General features: G+C 69.6%; 12 protein-coding genes. 5 read left to right on the top strand and 7 right to left on the bottom strand.

Features of this window, described 5'->3' with window-relative positions; genetic code table 11:
* Positions 1 to 7 precede the first annotated feature (7 nt).
* Entirely contained in the window at positions 8 to 1,561 is a 1,554-nt protein-coding gene (locus RT2_RS04605; RefSeq protein WP_255312502.1) for an FAD-binding protein, read from the top strand.
* A gap of 73 nt (positions 1,562 to 1,634) precedes the next feature.
* Here the strand turns inward: RT2_RS04605 and RT2_RS04600 are convergent, their stop codons facing one another.
* Positions 1,635 to 2,186: a YceI family protein gene (locus tag RT2_RS04600; protein ID WP_072843351.1), complete on the bottom strand. Its 552-nt coding sequence runs from the start codon at positions 2,184 to 2,186 to the stop codon at positions 1,635 to 1,637.
* A gap of 292 nt (positions 2,187 to 2,478) precedes the next feature.
* Between RT2_RS04600 and RT2_RS04595 the strand changes: the two genes are divergently transcribed.
* Complete coding sequence (locus RT2_RS04595) at positions 2,479 to 3,087, top strand: hypothetical protein (RefSeq protein WP_072843350.1); 609 nt, start codon at positions 2,479 to 2,481, stop codon at positions 3,085 to 3,087.
* Between the two features lie 67 nt (positions 3,088 to 3,154).
* Here RT2_RS04595 and leuA read toward each other — a convergent pair whose 3' ends face one another.
* On the bottom strand, positions 3,155 to 4,831 hold the full coding sequence (gene leuA, locus RT2_RS04590; RefSeq protein WP_169888166.1) for a 2-isopropylmalate synthase: 1,677 nt from the start codon (positions 4,829 to 4,831) through the stop codon (positions 3,155 to 3,157).
* 194 nt (positions 4,832 to 5,025) lie between these two features.
* On the opposite strand from leuA, the gene RT2_RS04585 reads away from it, so the two are divergent.
* On the top strand, positions 5,026 to 5,745 hold the full coding sequence (locus tag RT2_RS04585; protein WP_072843348.1) for a FadR/GntR family transcriptional regulator: 720 nt from the start codon (positions 5,026 to 5,028) through the stop codon (positions 5,743 to 5,745).
* 57 nt (positions 5,746 to 5,802) lie between these two features.
* Here RT2_RS04585 and RT2_RS04580 read toward each other — a convergent pair whose 3' ends face one another.
* Both RT2_RS04580 and RT2_RS04575 read right to left on the bottom strand, forming a co-directional pair.
* Positions 5,803 to 6,984 carry a lysylphosphatidylglycerol synthase transmembrane domain-containing protein gene (locus tag RT2_RS04580; protein WP_371851137.1) on the bottom strand — a complete coding sequence of 394 codons (1,182 nt, stop codon included), beginning with the start codon at positions 6,982 to 6,984 and terminating at the stop codon, positions 5,803 to 5,805.
* A gap of 54 nt (positions 6,985 to 7,038) precedes the next feature.
* On the bottom strand, positions 7,039 to 8,493 hold the full coding sequence (locus tag RT2_RS04575) for an adenylate/guanylate cyclase domain-containing protein (RefSeq protein WP_072843346.1): 1,455 nt from the start codon (positions 8,491 to 8,493) through the stop codon (positions 7,039 to 7,041).
* Between the two features lie 236 nt (positions 8,494 to 8,729).
* Here RT2_RS04575 and RT2_RS04570 point away from each other — a divergent pair, with 236 nt between their 5' ends.
* Positions 8,730 to 9,890: an AI-2E family transporter gene (locus RT2_RS04570; protein ID WP_072843345.1), complete on the top strand. Its 1,161-nt coding sequence runs from the start codon at positions 8,730 to 8,732 to the stop codon at positions 9,888 to 9,890.
* Positions 9,891 to 9,936: 46 nt separating this feature from the next.
* Complete coding sequence (locus RT2_RS04565) at positions 9,937 to 10,611, top strand: DUF1707 SHOCT-like domain-containing protein (protein ID WP_072843518.1); 675 nt, start codon at positions 9,937 to 9,939, stop codon at positions 10,609 to 10,611.
* A gap of 71 nt (positions 10,612 to 10,682) precedes the next feature.
* Here RT2_RS04565 and RT2_RS04560 read toward each other — a convergent pair whose 3' ends face one another.
* The 3 genes from RT2_RS04560 to trmB are packed head-to-tail and all read right to left on the bottom strand — an operon-like array spanning position 10,683 to position 14,934.
* The gene (locus tag RT2_RS04560) at positions 10,683 to 13,460 is read right to left on the bottom strand and encodes an MMPL family transporter (RefSeq protein WP_072843344.1); all 2,778 of its coding nucleotides are present in this window, start codon (positions 13,458 to 13,460) and stop codon (positions 10,683 to 10,685) included.
* Positions 13,460 to 14,158 carry an NYN domain-containing protein gene (locus RT2_RS04555; RefSeq protein ID WP_072843343.1) on the bottom strand — a complete coding sequence of 233 codons (699 nt, stop codon included), beginning with the start codon at positions 14,156 to 14,158 and terminating at the stop codon, positions 13,460 to 13,462. Before RT2_RS04555 ends, RT2_RS04560 begins: the two co-directional genes overlap by 1 nt.
* Entirely contained in the window at positions 14,155 to 14,934 is a 780-nt protein-coding gene (gene trmB, locus RT2_RS04550; protein ID WP_174556666.1) for a tRNA (guanosine(46)-N7)-methyltransferase TrmB, read from the bottom strand. Before trmB ends, RT2_RS04555 begins: the two co-directional genes overlap by 4 nt.
* Between the last annotated feature and the right edge of the window lie 282 nt (positions 14,935 to 15,216).

Below are 15,216 nucleotides of genomic sequence, written 5' to 3'. Positions count from 1 at the left end.
GGAGGCTGTGAGCAACATGACCCAGTGGAACGAGGAGTGCGACGTCCTGGTGGTGGGCTCGGGCGGCGGTGGCGTCACCGGTGCCTACACCGCGGCCCGCGAGGGGCTGTCGGTTGTCCTGGTGGAGGCCACCGACAAGTTCGGCGGCACCACCGCGTACTCGGGCGGTGGCGGGGTGTGGTTCCCGTGCAACCCGGTGCTCACGCGCGCGGGCACCGACGACACCATCGACGACGCGCTCGAGTACTACCACTCGGTGGTCGGCGATCGGACCCCTCGTGACCTGCAGGACGCCTACGTCCGCGGCGGCGCCCCCCTGATCGAGTACCTCGAGCAGGACGAGAACCTCGAGTTCGAGATGCTGCCGTGGCCCGACTACTTCGGCAAGGCACCCAAGGCCCGCCTGGACGGCCAGCGGCACACCATGCCGTCGGTGCTGCCGGTCGCGGAGGCTCCTGAGCTGCGCGAGGTGGTGCGCGGGCCGCTGGACGTCGACCGGCTCGGCACGCCCGCGCCCGACGACTACTTCATCGGCGGCCGGGCCCTGATCGCCCGATTCCTCAAGGCGATCGCCAAGTACCCGAACGCCGCGCTGCACCTGAACACCACGCTGGTCGAGCTGGTGGTCGAGGACGGCACGGTGGTCGGCGGCATCGTCGAGCGGGACGGCGAGCGCATCGCGATCCGCGCCCGTAAGGGTGTGGTGCTCGCGGCCGGCGGCTTCGAGGGCAACGACGAGCTGCGGCAGAAGTTCGGGGTGCCGGGCGAGGCCCGCGACACCATGGGTCCGTGGGCCAACCTCGGCAAGGCGCACGAGGCCGGCATCGCGGCCGGCGCCGACACCGACCTGATGGGCGAGGCCTGGTGGTCGCCGGGCATGACCCACCCGGACGGCCGCTCCGCGTTCGCGCTGTGGTTCACCGGCGGCATCTTCGTCAACCAGGACGGCAAGCGGTTCGTCAACGAGTCCGCGCCGTACGACCGCCTCGGTCGCGACGTGATCCGGCAGCTCGAGGACGGCACGGCCACGCTGCCGTACTGGATGGTCTACGACAACAAGGAGGGTGAGGTGCCGCCGGTCAAGGCCACCAACGTCTCCATGGTCGAGGCGGAGAAGTATCAGGCGGCCGGCCTGTGGCACACCGCGGACACCCTCGAGGAGCTCGCCGAGAAGATCGGCATCCCCGCAGAGAACCTGGCCGCCACCGTCGCGCGGTTCAACGAGTTCGTGGCCGAGGGCATCGACAAGGACTTCGGCCGTGGCGACGAGGCGTACGACCGGGCGTTCTCGGGCGGCGAGCCGCCGCTGGTCACGATCGACCAGGGGCCGTTCCATGCGGCCGCGTTCGGCATCTCCGATCTCGGCACCAAGGGCGGGCTGCGCACGGACACTGCGGCGCGGGTGCTCGACAAGTCGGGCGACCCGATCCCGGGTCTGTACGCGGCGGGCAACACGATGGCCGCGCCGAGCGGCACCGTGTATCCCGGCGGCGGTAACCCGATCGGTACCAGCATGCTGTTCAGCCATCTCGCGGTGCTCGACATGGCTGCAGGCAGCTAGAGACGCGAGAACGCCCTCCACCGCGACCCCAGGAGATGGGGCGCGGCGGAGGGCGTCGTTCTGCGTGTGGGGATCAGGCCTGGAGGCCGGCCTCGATCTCGAGGGTGAGGGTGATCTTGTCGCCGACCACGGCGCCGCCGCCCTCGAGGGGCATCTCGATGCTGATGCCGAAGTCCTTGCGGTTGATCACGGTGCTGGCCTCGAAGCCGGCGACCGGGCCGTGGCCCATGCCGGGGTTGACGCCGTTGAACTCGAGCTTGAGGTCCACGGGGCGGGTCACGCCGCGCAGGGTGAAGTCGCCGGTGACGACGAAGTCCTCGCCCTTGGCCGTGACCGAGGTGGACTTGAAGGTCGCGGTGGGGAACTGCTCGGCGTCGAAGAAGTCGGCGGTCTTGAGGTGGCCGTCGCGCTGCTCGTTGTCGGTGGTGATGGACGCGACCTGGATCTGCGCCTCGACGGAGGGGGTGCCGTCCTCGGCGACGGTGATGGCGCCGGAGAAGTCCTGGAAGCGGCCGCGGACCTTGCTGACCATCAGGTGGCGCACGGAGAAGCCGACGGTGGAGTGGCTGGCATCGATGGCCCAGGTGCCGGGGGTGAGGGTGGGCAGGGCGATGGCGGTGGTCATGTGATCTCCTGAAGGTAAGTAGTTGAATCTTGAAGCACTGGTTGTCTCAACCGTGCCACCGGCGGGTTTCTTCCCGCAACTTGGCGTGATCCACGTCACTGGCCCCGGTCGGGAATTCATCGAATAGATTTCTTACTGATCGGTAAGTTCCCGTGGTAGGTTCGCCTTGTTTCGCTGCTTTGTCTGTTTTGTCCGCGCCCTTGGGGTGCCACGTATTCACCTCTGCCCTAACGGATCTCGGGTCGTGGTGGGTCGTGATCGGCACCCCGTCATGGAAGCCAAGGAGAAACCTTTGTCAAAGAAGACGACCACTACCCGTTGTGCCGGCGCCGCAGTGGCACTCGCCGGTGCCCTGGCCCTCGCCCTGCCGGGCATCGCGTCCGCGGCCCCTGCCGCCGAGGTGCCGAACCCGAAGATCTCGGCCAGCGCTGACGGTGATGTCATCGACATGAAGCTCACGCAGACGAGTACCGGCCAGGGCGTCATGTGCGTGCCCATCGTCCTCGCCGCGAACGATGCACTGCCTCTCGCCGCGACACCGATGGATCAGTGGCCCGGCTTCGGCGAACTCATCAGCAAGGTCTACTACGTCGGAAATCCGACTACCGACGAGTCGCCCACGGTGGAGAGCACCACCGGAGGCGAGGGCAACACGGGTCTGCTCAAGCCGATCACGCCCGGTGCGTACGCCGTGGTCGGCGCGTGCGTCGACGGTGCCGAACAGGATGCGGTGCTGTCCTACAGCTACCAGGTCGTGTTCTCGCCGGGCGGCATCGGCAGCCTGGGTCAGGCACTGGACCTGGGCAGCACCACCCTCGAGATGGACGGCGGCAGCACCGTCATCGCAGACCTGCTGACCAGCGGCGCCGGCAGCAGCATGCTGTCCTCCAGCCTCAGCTGACCGCAACTCCACGTGGTGCCGGCCGAAACACGCTTGGGTGAAGGGTGTTTCGACCGGCACCGTATCGTCACGCCGGCTGAGTAGCCTCCGTCCGGGTGGCGGCGGCCAGCACGGCGCGCAATGCGGAGGCCGTCACAGACTGGTCGAGCCCGATGCCCCAACGCGCCGTCCCGCCGCTGCTGCACCGCGCGTACGTCACCGCCCGGCTGTCACTGCCTGCGCCCACGGACTGCTGCACGAGCGAGAGCACCTCGACGGGGCGGCCGTGATCGGACAGGATCCGTGCGAGTGCGTCCACCGGTCCACTGCCCGACGCCGCACCGGTCATCGTCGTCCCGTCGAACTCGGCATGTACCCGCAGGTGGTCGCCGTCGTCCTGGTGCTCGACCGACCACCGGTCGAGCGCGCCGTCGAAGCCGTACTCCGCGTGCAGCAATTCCCACAGCTGCACCGCGGTGACTTCCACGCCGCTGCCGTCGGTTGCCTGCTGCACTCGCTTCGCGAAGTCGATCTGCAACGGTCGCGGCAGGTCGAGCCCGTACCCCGCCTGGAGCAGGTATGCGATACCGCCCTTGCCGGACTGGCTGTTGACGCGGATCACCGCCTCGTAGTCGCGGCCGACATCGCGCGGGTCGATGGGCAGGTACGGCACGTCCCAGGGCGCCTGCCCCGGCTCGATGCCGGTCGCCGCGGCCCTCGTGTGGTGATGGGCGAACCCCTTCTTGATGGCGTCCTGATGGGTCCCGGAGAAGGCGGTGTAGACCAGGTCGCCGCCGTACGGGTGTCGCTCGTGCACGACGATCCTGTTGCAGTACTCCACAGTTCGGCGCACCTCGTCGATGTCCGAGAAGTCGATCATCGGGTCCACGCCCTGTGAGTGCAGGTTCAGCGCGAGCGTCACCAGGTCCACGTTGCCGGTTCGCTCGCCGTTGCCGAACAGGCAGCCCTCCACTCGCTGCGCGCCGGCCAGCACCGCCAGTTCCGCACACGCGACGCCGGTGCCGCGGTCGTTGTGCGGGTGCACGGACAGGATCACCGACTCGCGTCGGGCAAGGTTCCGGTGCATGTACTCGATCTGGTCGGCGTAGACGTTTGGCGTCGAAACCTCCACCGTCGCAGGCAGGTTGTGGATCACGGGCCGGTCCTCGCTGGCGTCCCACAGCTCGGTGAGGCTGTCGCACACCTGCAACACGAAGTCCGGTTCGGTCAGGTTGAACACCTCGGGGGAGAACTCGTAGCGGATGCCGGGTTGGTGGTCGCCGCCGCGGGCGACATCTTCGGCGGCGTCGAAGATCAAGCGGTGCAACCGGTCCCGGTCGTGGCCGAGGACCACCTGACGCCAGGTCGGGGCGGTCGCGGTGTACATGTGCACCACCACGTTCGGCAGCCCGCGTACCGACTCGTAGGTGCGCTCGATCAGGTCGGTGCGGGCGGCGGTGAACACCACGACCGTGACGTCGTCCGGAACGAGGTCCGCGCTGACCAATTCGCGCACGAAGTCGAAGTCGGTCTGGCTGGCCGACGGGTAGCCAACCTCGATCTCCTTGTAGCCCATGGCAACCAGCTGCTCGAAGAGCTTGCGTTTGCGGGCCGGGTCCATCGGTTCGGCGAGCGCCTGGTTGCCGTCGCGCAGGTCCACCGGCACCCACAGCGGTGCGGTGGCGGTGCGGTTCGACGGCCAGGTGCGCTCGGTCAGCGGCACCGGCACCCGCTCGGTGTACGGACGGTACCGGTGCGAGGGCATGGTCGACGGGGTCTGGCGGTTCCAGTTCACGGGGAAGCTCCTGATGTGGGCGGTCGGTCGACCGGCACGGCGGAACCCCGCGGCGGGGAGCCGGTCCGGTCAGGCCCCGCCGCGGCTGCCGAGGAGGAGAACCCGAGTGGCCACGAGCGGTACGCTATGCGAGATCTACTTGTCTGACAACCTGAGGAGAAAAATTGGCGTCGCCACTACGGCGCAACCTGCTGGCCGATCAGGCCGCTGACCTGCTCCTGTCCCGGCTGGGCGCGGGCGAGTGGGAGGTCGGGGCGCGGCTGCCGGGGGAGACCACCCTCGCGACAGAACTGGGCGTCGGCAGGTCCACCGTCCGGGAGGCGTTGCGGATGCTCGCCGGTCGGGGCCTGCTGCGTTCCCGTCAGGGCGTCGGTGTCTTCGTCGAGCGCACCGAACCCCTCGGCGACGGCTGGACGAGCGTGCTGCGGGGGGAGACCATCGCCGCGGTCGTCGAGGTCCGCAACGCCCTCGAGGTGGAGGCGGCGCGGCTCGCCGCCCAGCGCGCCACCGACGCGGACGTGCGGTCGATGCGCCGTGCCCTCGACCGGCGGGCCGCGGCATCCGGCCTGGGCGACGCGGAGTTCGTGGCGGCCGACATCGAGGTGCACCGGGCGGTGGTGGTCGCCGCCCACAACCCGGTGCTGACCGAGCTGTTCGAGACCTTCGTGCCGCGGCTCACGGAGGCGATGATCGAGATGGTCGAGCTGCTGGACCTGCGCCGCCGCGATCCGGCGCCGGATGCGGACGACCACCAGCTGCTCGTGGAGGCGGTAGCGGCAGGCGACGCCGAGGCGGCCGTGCGGATCAGCCGGGCGCACCTCGACGCGATGCTCGGCGCGCTGCACGAGGGGCCAGGGGCGCTGCCTCACGGTTCCCCAATGTGACATCGGGGAACCCTGGGGCACCCAATGTGACATTGGGGAGCAAGCCGGGTGCGGGCGTCAGGCGGGGTCGGCGCGCTTGGGGGCCGGGTCGGTCAGCGGGTTGAGCGGGTCGGCGATGCGGTCACGTTCGTGCATCGCCTTCTGCTCGTTGCGCTCGAGTTCGACGTCGAAGTGCAGGTCCTCGTGCTGGTGCACCCGGAACAGGACCAGGAAGACGATCCAGCCGACCAGCGCCACCAGGATGAAGCTCACGCCCCGGTACACGAATGCGGCGGCGACGGCCTGCGAGGCGCTGATGCTCGCCGCGGTGGTCAGCGTCGCGATCAGGGTGGCGTCGACGAACACCAGCCCGCCCGGTGCCAGGGGGATGGTGGCCACCGCCTTGCCCGCGGCGAACGCGATCAGCAGTCCCGCCGGGAGCGGGTCCGCGCCGATCGCGTAGCAGGCGAAGGCCAGGCACGCGACGTCGCCGAGGCGGTGCACGGCCGACCAGCAGAGCGCCAGTGCCCCGTCCTTGCGGCCGAGTCGCACCGACTCGAGCTGGTCGAGCGTCTCCCGGACCGCGTGCATCCCGGTTTCGGACGGCTTGTGGCGCATCGCATTGACGCGAACCAGCACCCAGCGGGCCGCGGCCTCGATGGAGTTCGGGTGCGCGCTGACGTAGCGGACCGCGTAGATCAACGCGATCAGCCCCGCCACCGAGAAGGCGAGGGTGAACGGGCTGACCGATCCTCCGACCAGCATGGCGCCGCCGACGCCGAGCAGTGCCAGGCCGGCCGCCGCGATCACGCCGGAGATCGCCAGTTGCCACGACGCGACCACAGGGCTCGCACCCCAGCGCCGGGTCTCCCGGTAGGTGAAGGCCGTGGAGAAGACCTGGCCGGCGGGCAGGGTCACCGCCATCGCGGTGGACGCGTAGACGACGGACACCGAGTCGAGTTGGCGTACCCGCACGCCACCGGCGTGGAGCAACTGCTTCTGCACCCGGCCGTAGCCGCTCAGCGAGACGGCCTGGGCGAGGACACACGCGGCCAGCCAGCCCCAGTGGATCTCGGAGAGCGCCTTCCAGGACTCGTTCAGACGCGGCCACAGGTACACGCCCTCGCCGACGAGCAGTGCGACCAGTGCCAGGCCGGCCACCCACTTGAGCCACCGGAACCGGCCGCCGGAACGTTCGGGCGCGGGCACCTCTTGCTTGCGGGGGACGCCCCCACGAGGGTCGGGCTGCGGCGCTACCACTACGTCAGACTAGCCAACCGGGCCCAGATTGCCCGAACCCTGCGCGCCGTGATGTCACGGATATCGCACCGGCGAGGCCAGGTCGGTGACCCGGGTGCGGCCCCGCAGCAGCACCTGGTCGCCGAGCTCCCACTCGGACTGTTCCTCCTCGTCGGCGAAGTACAACGCGCTGGTGGAGGCCAGTACCCGGCTCGGGTGCAGCTTGGCCAGCTCGGTGAGCCGGGACGCCTCGTTCACCGGGTCGCCGATCACGGTGTACTCGAAGCGCTCGGCTGCGCCGATGTTCCCGGCCACCGCCAGGCCGGCCGAGACGCCGATGCCGATGTCCAGGCCGGTGATCTCGTCGAGCGCGAACCGCAGCTCCCGGGCCGCCGACAGTGCCGCGGTCGGGGCGTCGGGCCGGTCCAGGGGGGCGCCGAAGATCGCCAGGGCCGCGTCGCCCATGAACTTGTTGACGAACCCGTTGTGCTCGTCGATCACCGAGACCACCACGCGGAAGAACTCGTTGAGCATGTTGACGACTTCGCCCGGCGGGCGTTCGGCGGCGGCCCCCGTCGAGCCGACCATGTCCACGAACAGCACCGCCACGAACCGCGTCTCGCCGCCCAGTTCGGTGCCGAACTGCAACGCCCGGCGGGCCACGTCCTCGCCGACGTGCTGACCGAACAGTTCCCGCAGCACCTGCCGCTCGGCGGCGTCCTCCATCATCCGGTTGAAGCCCACCTGCAGCCGGCCGATCTCGCTGCCGTCGAACACCTCGACCTGCACGTCGGTGGCGCCGCGCTGGACGCGTTCGATGGCCTTCCGCAGCTGCCGGATCGGGTCCGAGATCTGGCTGGCGGTGAGCATGGACAGCACGAACGCGACGGTGATCGCCATCCCGCACAGCAGCAGGATCGCCACCGCCAGCGAGTCCGTCGTGAACTGCAGGTCGGTGCTCAGCTGGGTCGCACACAACAGCACGATCCCGATGACGGGCATCAGGGTGCCCAGCCCCCAGGTCATCGCCATCCGGGTGCCGACGCCCGGCGCCAGGGTCCGGTCGAAACGGCCCTCGCTCAGCGCCCGCGCCGCCACCGGCCGCAGGATGCGCTCGCCCAGCATGTAGGTGAAGCCGAAGGTGGTGGTCGCGGCCATGCACACCGTCACCACGACCGCGATCGCGAGCGAGGGCATGTCCGCGAGGGTCAGCGCGACGAACAGGATGCCGCCGACCACCCACAGCACCAGGTGCACGATCGCCTGCCGGAGCGGGGCGTGCAGCGCGGCCATCTGCTCGCTGCGGGTCGGCGGGCCGCCGCGCAGCTGCCAGCGGATCACCGAACGCAGCATCATCGCGGCGGCGCCCAGGCTGACAGCGCCGGCCGCGATCAGGTAGACGCCGAAGATGATGCCGTTGCGGACGCGGTCCGCGATGATCGCGTCGGACTCGGTGATCGGCAGCCCGTACCGGATGAATGCCAGCACCAGCACCGCGCCGATGAAGTTCGCCAGGATCATCGAACCCATGTAGAGAGGCCAACGACTGCGCATTGTCAGCGCGACCGCTCGATAGGAAGATGCCAGCACAACGACCAATTTAACGGGGTGGCACCGACACCGTGTGATCCGCGTGCTGCCAGCGGCCTTCCGGGCGTGGCGGGCCCACGCGAATCCGGTCCCGGCAGCTCGCCCCCTCCCTGGGAGCGCGCCGACGCGCGGCGAGTACCGGGCGAACCCGTCCGTACCCGGATAGGCTCGCCCGGATGACGGCGGACGAGCCGACTCCGACCCCGGACCGGGGTGCCGACGCGTCGTCGGTGCACCCGCTGGTGCGGGTCGGTGCCGAGTGGGCGTGGCGGCTGTTGGTGCTGTTCGCGGCCCTGGTGACGCTGGGCTACATCGTCTCGAAACTCGAGACGGTCCTGATCCCGGTGGGTCTGGCGCTGCTGGCGTCCGCGTTGCTGGCGCCACTGGTGGACTGGATGCAGAGCCGTGGCGTCCCACGCTCCGCCGCAGTCGTGGTGGTCCTGGTCGCGGGCATCGGAGTCGTCGCGGGGATCCTGGCGTTCGTCGTCCAGCAGTTCGTCGAGGGCCTGCCCCAGCTCACCGACCAGTTCACGCAGTCGGTCACGCAGATCCAGGACTGGCTGACCGCCGGGCCCTTCCACTTCTCCGAGGACCAGATCCGCCAGGCCGGGGACTCGGTGGTCACGGCCGTCCAGGACAACCGTGAGGCACTGACCAGTGGCGCGCTCACCACCGCGACCGTGATCGGCGAGATCTTCACCGGCGCGTTGCTCACCCTGTTCACCCTGATCTTCTTCCTCTACGGCGGCGAGCAGGTCTGGGAGTTCGTCACCCGAATCGTCCCCACCGGCTCCCGCGCACGGGTCCGGCTCGCGGGCAGCCAGGGCTTCGCGTCGCTGGTCGGCTACGTGCGTGCCACCGTCGTCGTCGCGGCGGCCGATGCGGTCGGGATCGGGGCCGGTCTGGCGATCCTCGGCGTCCCGCTGGCGCTGCCGCTGGCCTCGCTGGTGTTCATCGGCGCCTTCATCCCGATCGTCGGCGCCTTCCTCACGGGGTTCGTCGCGGTGTTCGTCGCGCTGGTGACCAAGGGCCTGGTCACGGCGCTGATCGTGCTCGGCATCATCATCGGCATCATGCAGCTCGAGGGTCACGTGCTGCAGCCGTTGCTGCTCGGTCGGGCGGTCCGTCTGCACCCGCTGGCGGTGGTGCTGGCGATCACCGCCGGCATCGTGCTGGCCGGGATCGTCGGCGGCCTGCTCGCCGTGCCCATTGTCGCGGTGCTGAACACCGCGATCCGGTCGCTGCTGGCCCCGGACCCCGAGGCGGTCCTCGACGAGGTGGAGATCGACGACCCCCAGGTCCCGCTGTTCCCCGCCACCCCGGACGAGCCGAAGTAGTCGGTGAGCTGCCTCTATCCTGGAACGCATGGAGGCGAGGGAACCGGTGGCCGCGCGAGACCTGAGGGTCTCGGACGCGGAACGCGAACATGTCGGTGAGATGCTGCAACGGGCGGTCGGGCAGGGTTTGCTCTCGCTCGGCGAGTTCACCGAGCGGATGGACACGGCGCTGGCCGCGAAGACCAGGGGCGAACTGAACGTGGTGCTCTACGACCTGCCCGGCGTGCAGTTGGTCGGCGAGCACGGGCAGCCGGTCGCGCCGCCGACGGCCGCCGGGCAGCCTGCGTACCCGGCGCCCGGACACCCGCAGCCCGGGTATGCGCAGCCCGGCTACCTGCAGCCGACGGGACCGCAGTCGGGACAGGTGGTGCGCGGCCGGATGTCGACGGTGGTGCGCAAGGGGCGCTGGCAGGTGCCGCCGACGCTGCACGTGGACAGCCGGATGTCGACCGTGACCCTCGACTTCAGCGAGGCCGTGATGCAGACCCAGGTGGTCGAGCTGATCGTGGACGACTACTGCAGCACCATCTCGCTGATCGTGCCGCCGGAGGCCACCGTCGACCTCAACGGCGTCGAGACCGTCGGCGGCAGCGCAACCAACAAGGTGCGGACCGGTCCGCCGATGGGACCGCTGCACCTGGTGGTGCGCGGCCGGGTGCGATTCGGGTCGATCACGGCGAAGCACCCGTTCGGGACGACTTTCCGGCGGATGCTGCGCTGACCGCTCGCGGCCGTGGCGGCACGGACGTGTCGGCCCGGGGGACCGGGCCGACACATCGGTAGGCGCTCGGGTCAGTCGCGCTTCTGCCGGGCCAGCAGTTCACTGACGCTGACGGTCGGCGCGCCCTCGGTGTGCCGGTGCTTGCCGGCGTTGCTCTGGTCCTCGGCGGGGCCGTGCGCACCGTTCGGGGTGCTCCCGTTCCGATCGGCCGCGGGCTCGACGGGACGAAGGGCTCGGCGCTGCGACCGCTGATGCGTGGGCACGGACTGGACCGGCGCCGGCTGGGTCGGCGCCGGCTGGGCCGGGGCGGACTGCGGCTGTGCCATGCCGTGCTGCTGCGTCGGGTGCGCGGCCGGACCCTGGGACTGGGCCGGGGCGGGTACCCGGAGGTCCGACAGCCAGCTCTCGATCGGCCGTTCCGCGGGTGCCGGGCGCGGCGCCGGGGGCGTCGGCCGAGCCTCCTGCCGGACGGGGGGCGCCGGCGGGGCCGGGCGCGGCGCCGGGGGCGTCACCATTGGGATCGGCTCGGTCAACGGCTCGCCGAACAGCGGTTCTACGGTCTCGGCGATCCGGCGTGCGGCGGCCGTGCGCTCCGGCAGCACGCGTTCGACCGCGTCCCGGGTCAACGGCTGGCCCGATGCGCGGACGCCCTCGGGCAGGGGCAGGGGCACCCCGACCGCCTCGATCTCCGGCACGTTGTCGGGCATCCGCGCCTCGTCGAGGATCGGCTCGCCGAGGCCGAGCTTCTCCTGGAAGCGCTTCATCCACGCGGGCGCCCACCAGCAGTCGTCGCCGAGCAGCTTCATGGTCGCCGGGACCAGGAACATGCGGATCAGGGTGGCATCGATGATCAGCGCCGCGATCATGCCGTACGCGATGTACTTCATCATCACCAGCTCGGAGAACGCGAACGCGCCGGTGACCACGATCAGGATCAACGCGGCGGCGGTGATGATCCGGCCGGTGTGTGCGGTGCCCACCCGCACCGACTCGGTGGTGCTGGCGCCCTGTGCGCGCGCCTCGACCATCCGGGACAGCAGGAACACCTCGTAGTCGGTGGACAGGCCGTAGATGATCGCCATGATCAGCACCAGCACCGGGGACATGATCGGTCCCGGCGTGAAGTTCATCATCGTGGCACCGTTGCCGTCGATGAAGATCCAGGTGAGGATGCCGAGGGTGGCGCCGAGGCCGAGGGCGGTCATCAGCACGGCCTTGATCGGCAGCACCAGCGACCCGAACGCCAGGAACATCAGCAGCGTGGTCAGCAGCACCACCATCGTCACCATCAGCGGCAGGCTGTCCAGCAGCGCCCCGATCGAGTCCTGCTCGATGGCCGGCGTACCGCCGACCAGCATCTGCACCCCGTCGGGCACGCTCATCGAGCGTAGGTAGTCGATGGTCGACGCCGAGTCGTTGCGGTCCACCAGGCCGGCCTTGAGGACCGTCACGCCGTTCTTGGTGGGGTTGTTCACGCTGAACTTCTCGACCAGCCCGGGCGCGTCGCTAGCGGTCTTGACGATCTTCCCCAGCTCGGAGCTGTCGGCACCGGAGACCACGAGCTTGATCGGCTCGGTCCGGGAATTGGGGAACAGCTCGTCGAACTGTTCCTGGGCGACGCGGGTCGTGTTGTCCGGGGGCAGGTAGGTCTCGTTGATCCCGCCGAACTTGATGCCCGCGATCGGGATGGTGAGCAGCAGCAGACCGACCACGATCGGGATGGCGACCTTGAGCGGATGCTTCATCACCCACTGCGTCAGCCGGCCCCAGAAACTGTCCTCGATCTCGTCGGTGGTCTTGGTCTTGCGCATCCACTTCAGGCCGAGCGCGTCCACCCGGCGGCCGAGGATGGCGAGGATGGCGGGCAGCACGGTCACCGAGACCACCGCGGCCAGGATGACCGCGGCGATCGCGCCGTACGCAACCGACTTGAGGAAGCCCTGCGGGAAGATGAGCAGGCCGCCGAGGCTGGCGACGATCATCGTCGCGGAGAAGATGACGGTGCGCCCGGCCGTCATCACGGTCCGCCGCACGGCATCAGCGGTGCTGTAGCCCTCGGCGATCTCCTCGCGGAACCGACTGACCATGAACAGGCCGTAGTCGATGGCCAGGCCGAGGCCGATCAGCGAGACCACCGGCACGACGAACCCGTTGACCTCGGTGAATCCGGTGATCAGTTTGACCACGCCGTTGGCGGCGATGACGGTCAGGCCGCCGACGATCAGTGGCAACGCGGCGGCGACGACGCCGCCGAAGATGAAGAACAGCAGGATCCCGACCGCGGGGATGGCCAGGATCTCCATCCGATGCACGTCGTTGGCCATGGTGTCGTTGAGCGTGCTGGTGACCGGCTGCAGGCCGGCCAGCTGCACGTCTACGCCGTCGATGTAGAACTGGTCGCGAACAGCCTTGAAGTTCGCCGCGACCTCGGTGTCGTTGGCGCCGGCGATGCCGACGCTGGCGATCGCGTGGGTCTTGCTGGGGTCTGCCAGCGCGGCGAGCTTGGTCTGCCAGTAGCTGCCGTTGACGGCGAGGATCTTGTCCGGATTGTTCTGGACCAACTGGTCCAGGTTCTGGGTGATCTTCGCCCCGAAGGCGGGGTCGTCGACCGTCTTACCCTCGGGCGCGGTGTACAGCGCGACCACGTCGGCCTTGGTGTCGCGTCCGAAGGTGCCGTCCGCGAGCTTCGCGGCCGCGACCGACTCGGACCCCGGGTCGTCCCATCCGCTCTGGCTGAGGTTGTTCTCCAAGCCGAGTCCGTACGCCCCCAGGCCGAGCAGCAGCGCAACCATCACCCCGATGACCGTGTATCGGAGGCGGTAGACCAGGCGACCCCAGCTGTCGAACACTATTGGACTCCTTGACGCCCGAGCAACAGAGCGGACAGTGGTCGGAACGGCTGCAGCCAGGCGCCCTCGTCGGGCAGGGAGTCGAGGCTCACCCGCGGCAGCGGCTCGCGGAACACCCCGTTGATGTCCTCGAGGTCGATGAATTCGAGGATCTCCGAGGCGACCGCCCAGCTGGCGTGCTCGCGGAAGCCGAGGACCTGCACGGGCACGCCGGTCGCGGCGATGTCCTCGAGCGGCTGGCGGAAGGCCTGGCCGTCGGCGGACGCGACCATGATGCCCGCCAGACCACCGTCCCGGGCGCGCAGCGCGATGTGGGCCAGCATGTCGTCGTCGACGTCGCTGTCCTCGTCGACCTTGGGCTTGGCGAACACCGCGAAACCGACGTTGCGCAGGGCCTCGACCCAGGGACGGACGACGTCGGCGCTGCCCTGGGCGATGTTGGTGAACACCGTCGCCTCGGGCTCGAGCCGCACGCCGCTGGTACCGGAGAGTTCGGCGGTCCGGCTGAGCAGCCAGCGTCCGAGCGCGTCGAAGCGGGGGCGGTACGCGGCGGTGGGCCGGCCTCCGAGGATGGCGCCGAGGCCCATGTCCAGGTTCGGTGCGTCCCAGACCAGCAGCACGCGCTTCGGCTGGCGGACCTCTCCGGTGGGCGCGACGGCCCCGGGCTCGGTGTCGGGCAACCGCTCGCTCACACTCATCCTCGGACCTTTCCCCAGATCAGTTCCGTGATCGGCCGGCCGACGCGGTGCGCCTTGTCTTCGAACTTGGTGACCGGACGTTCGTGGGTCATCGGCGACTCCGCCGCGCCCTGTGCCAGCTCCTCCCAGCTCAGCCGGGTCAGCAGCGGCTCCGCGTCGCCGGTCTCCGCGATCCACTCCGCGTACTCGGCGTGGTCGGTGGCCACGTGCAGCACGCCACCGGGCATCAGCTTCTCGGCGATCAGCTTGAACGTCGGCGCCTGCAGCAGCCGTCGCTTGTGGTGGCGGGCCTTGGGCCACGGGTCGGGGAAGAAGACCCGCGCGCCGGTCAGCGACTCGGCGGCCAGCATGTTCTCCAGCACGTCCATCGCGTCGCCACGCAGCACCCGGATGTTCGGGATCGACTCGCGCTCGATGGCCTGCAGCAACTGGGCGAGGCCGGGGCGGTACACCTCGACTGCCAGTAGGTTCACGTGCGGCTCGGCCTTGGCCATCGCGGTGGTGGCGGTGCCGGTGCCGCAGCCGATCTCGATGATGGTCGGGGCGTCACGGCCGAACCAGGCCGCGGTGTCCAGTGGCTCGTCCGAGACGTCGGCACCGATCACCGGCCACAGCCGGTCCCAGGTCAACTGCTGGGAATCGGTCAGCGCGCCTCGGCGCGAGCGGAAACTTGTCACCCGGGGATACAGACGGGAGCCTTGTTCTGCGGGCCCTGTCACCCTGGGTTCAGCGTCATTCACCGCACCATTGTCACGCATGACCGTGGTTTCTGGCAGCTGGGTCTGAAGTCACGGTTGAGACTTTCTCGATCCTGTGCGCCCCGCCTGGCCCCTTGCAACGCCTGGAACAGTGCGTTTGCTGTCGGGGCGAAATGCGAGACTCGGCGTACCTCACACTTTCGGCGCGCCGGATCGGCGCGATCCGCACCGCATAGTTGCCGCGCGAAGGGCCGGGAACTGCGATCATCGGTGCCTCGGGCCGGTGTAAAGAGGGGAGCCGCGCCCGCGGGGGATCAGTTCGTTTCTTGGGCGGGGGTGACGCGGTGGCGTCGACGGGGA

This window comes from Rhodococcus tukisamuensis NBRC 100609, assembly GCF_001894985.1.
GTDB classification, from domain to species: domain Bacteria; phylum Actinomycetota; class Actinomycetes; order Mycobacteriales; family Mycobacteriaceae; genus Rhodococcus_G; species Rhodococcus_G tukisamuensis.
The sequence above is the reverse complement of the archived record's forward strand: the minus strand, read 5'-3'. Positions and strand labels throughout refer to the sequence as shown.

Coding starts and splice junctions, on each gene's coding strand:
- RT2_RS04600 (WP_072843351.1), bottom strand. CDS start 2,186: ATGACCACCGCCATCGCCCTGCCCACCCTCACCCCCGGCACCTGGGCC.
- leuA (WP_169888166.1), bottom strand. CDS start 4,831: ATGCCCTCGCACCGGTACCGTCCGTACACCGAGCGGGTGCCGGTGCCG.
- RT2_RS04575 (WP_072843346.1), bottom strand. CDS start 8,493: ATGGGTTCGATGATCCTGGCGAACTTCATCGGCGCGGTGCTGGTGCTG.
- RT2_RS04570 (WP_072843345.1), top strand. CDS start 8,730: ATGACGGCGGACGAGCCGACTCCGACCCCGGACCGGGGTGCCGACGCG.
- RT2_RS04555 (WP_072843343.1), bottom strand. CDS start 14,158: ATGAGTGTGAGCGAGCGGTTGCCCGACACCGAGCCCGGGGCCGTCGCG.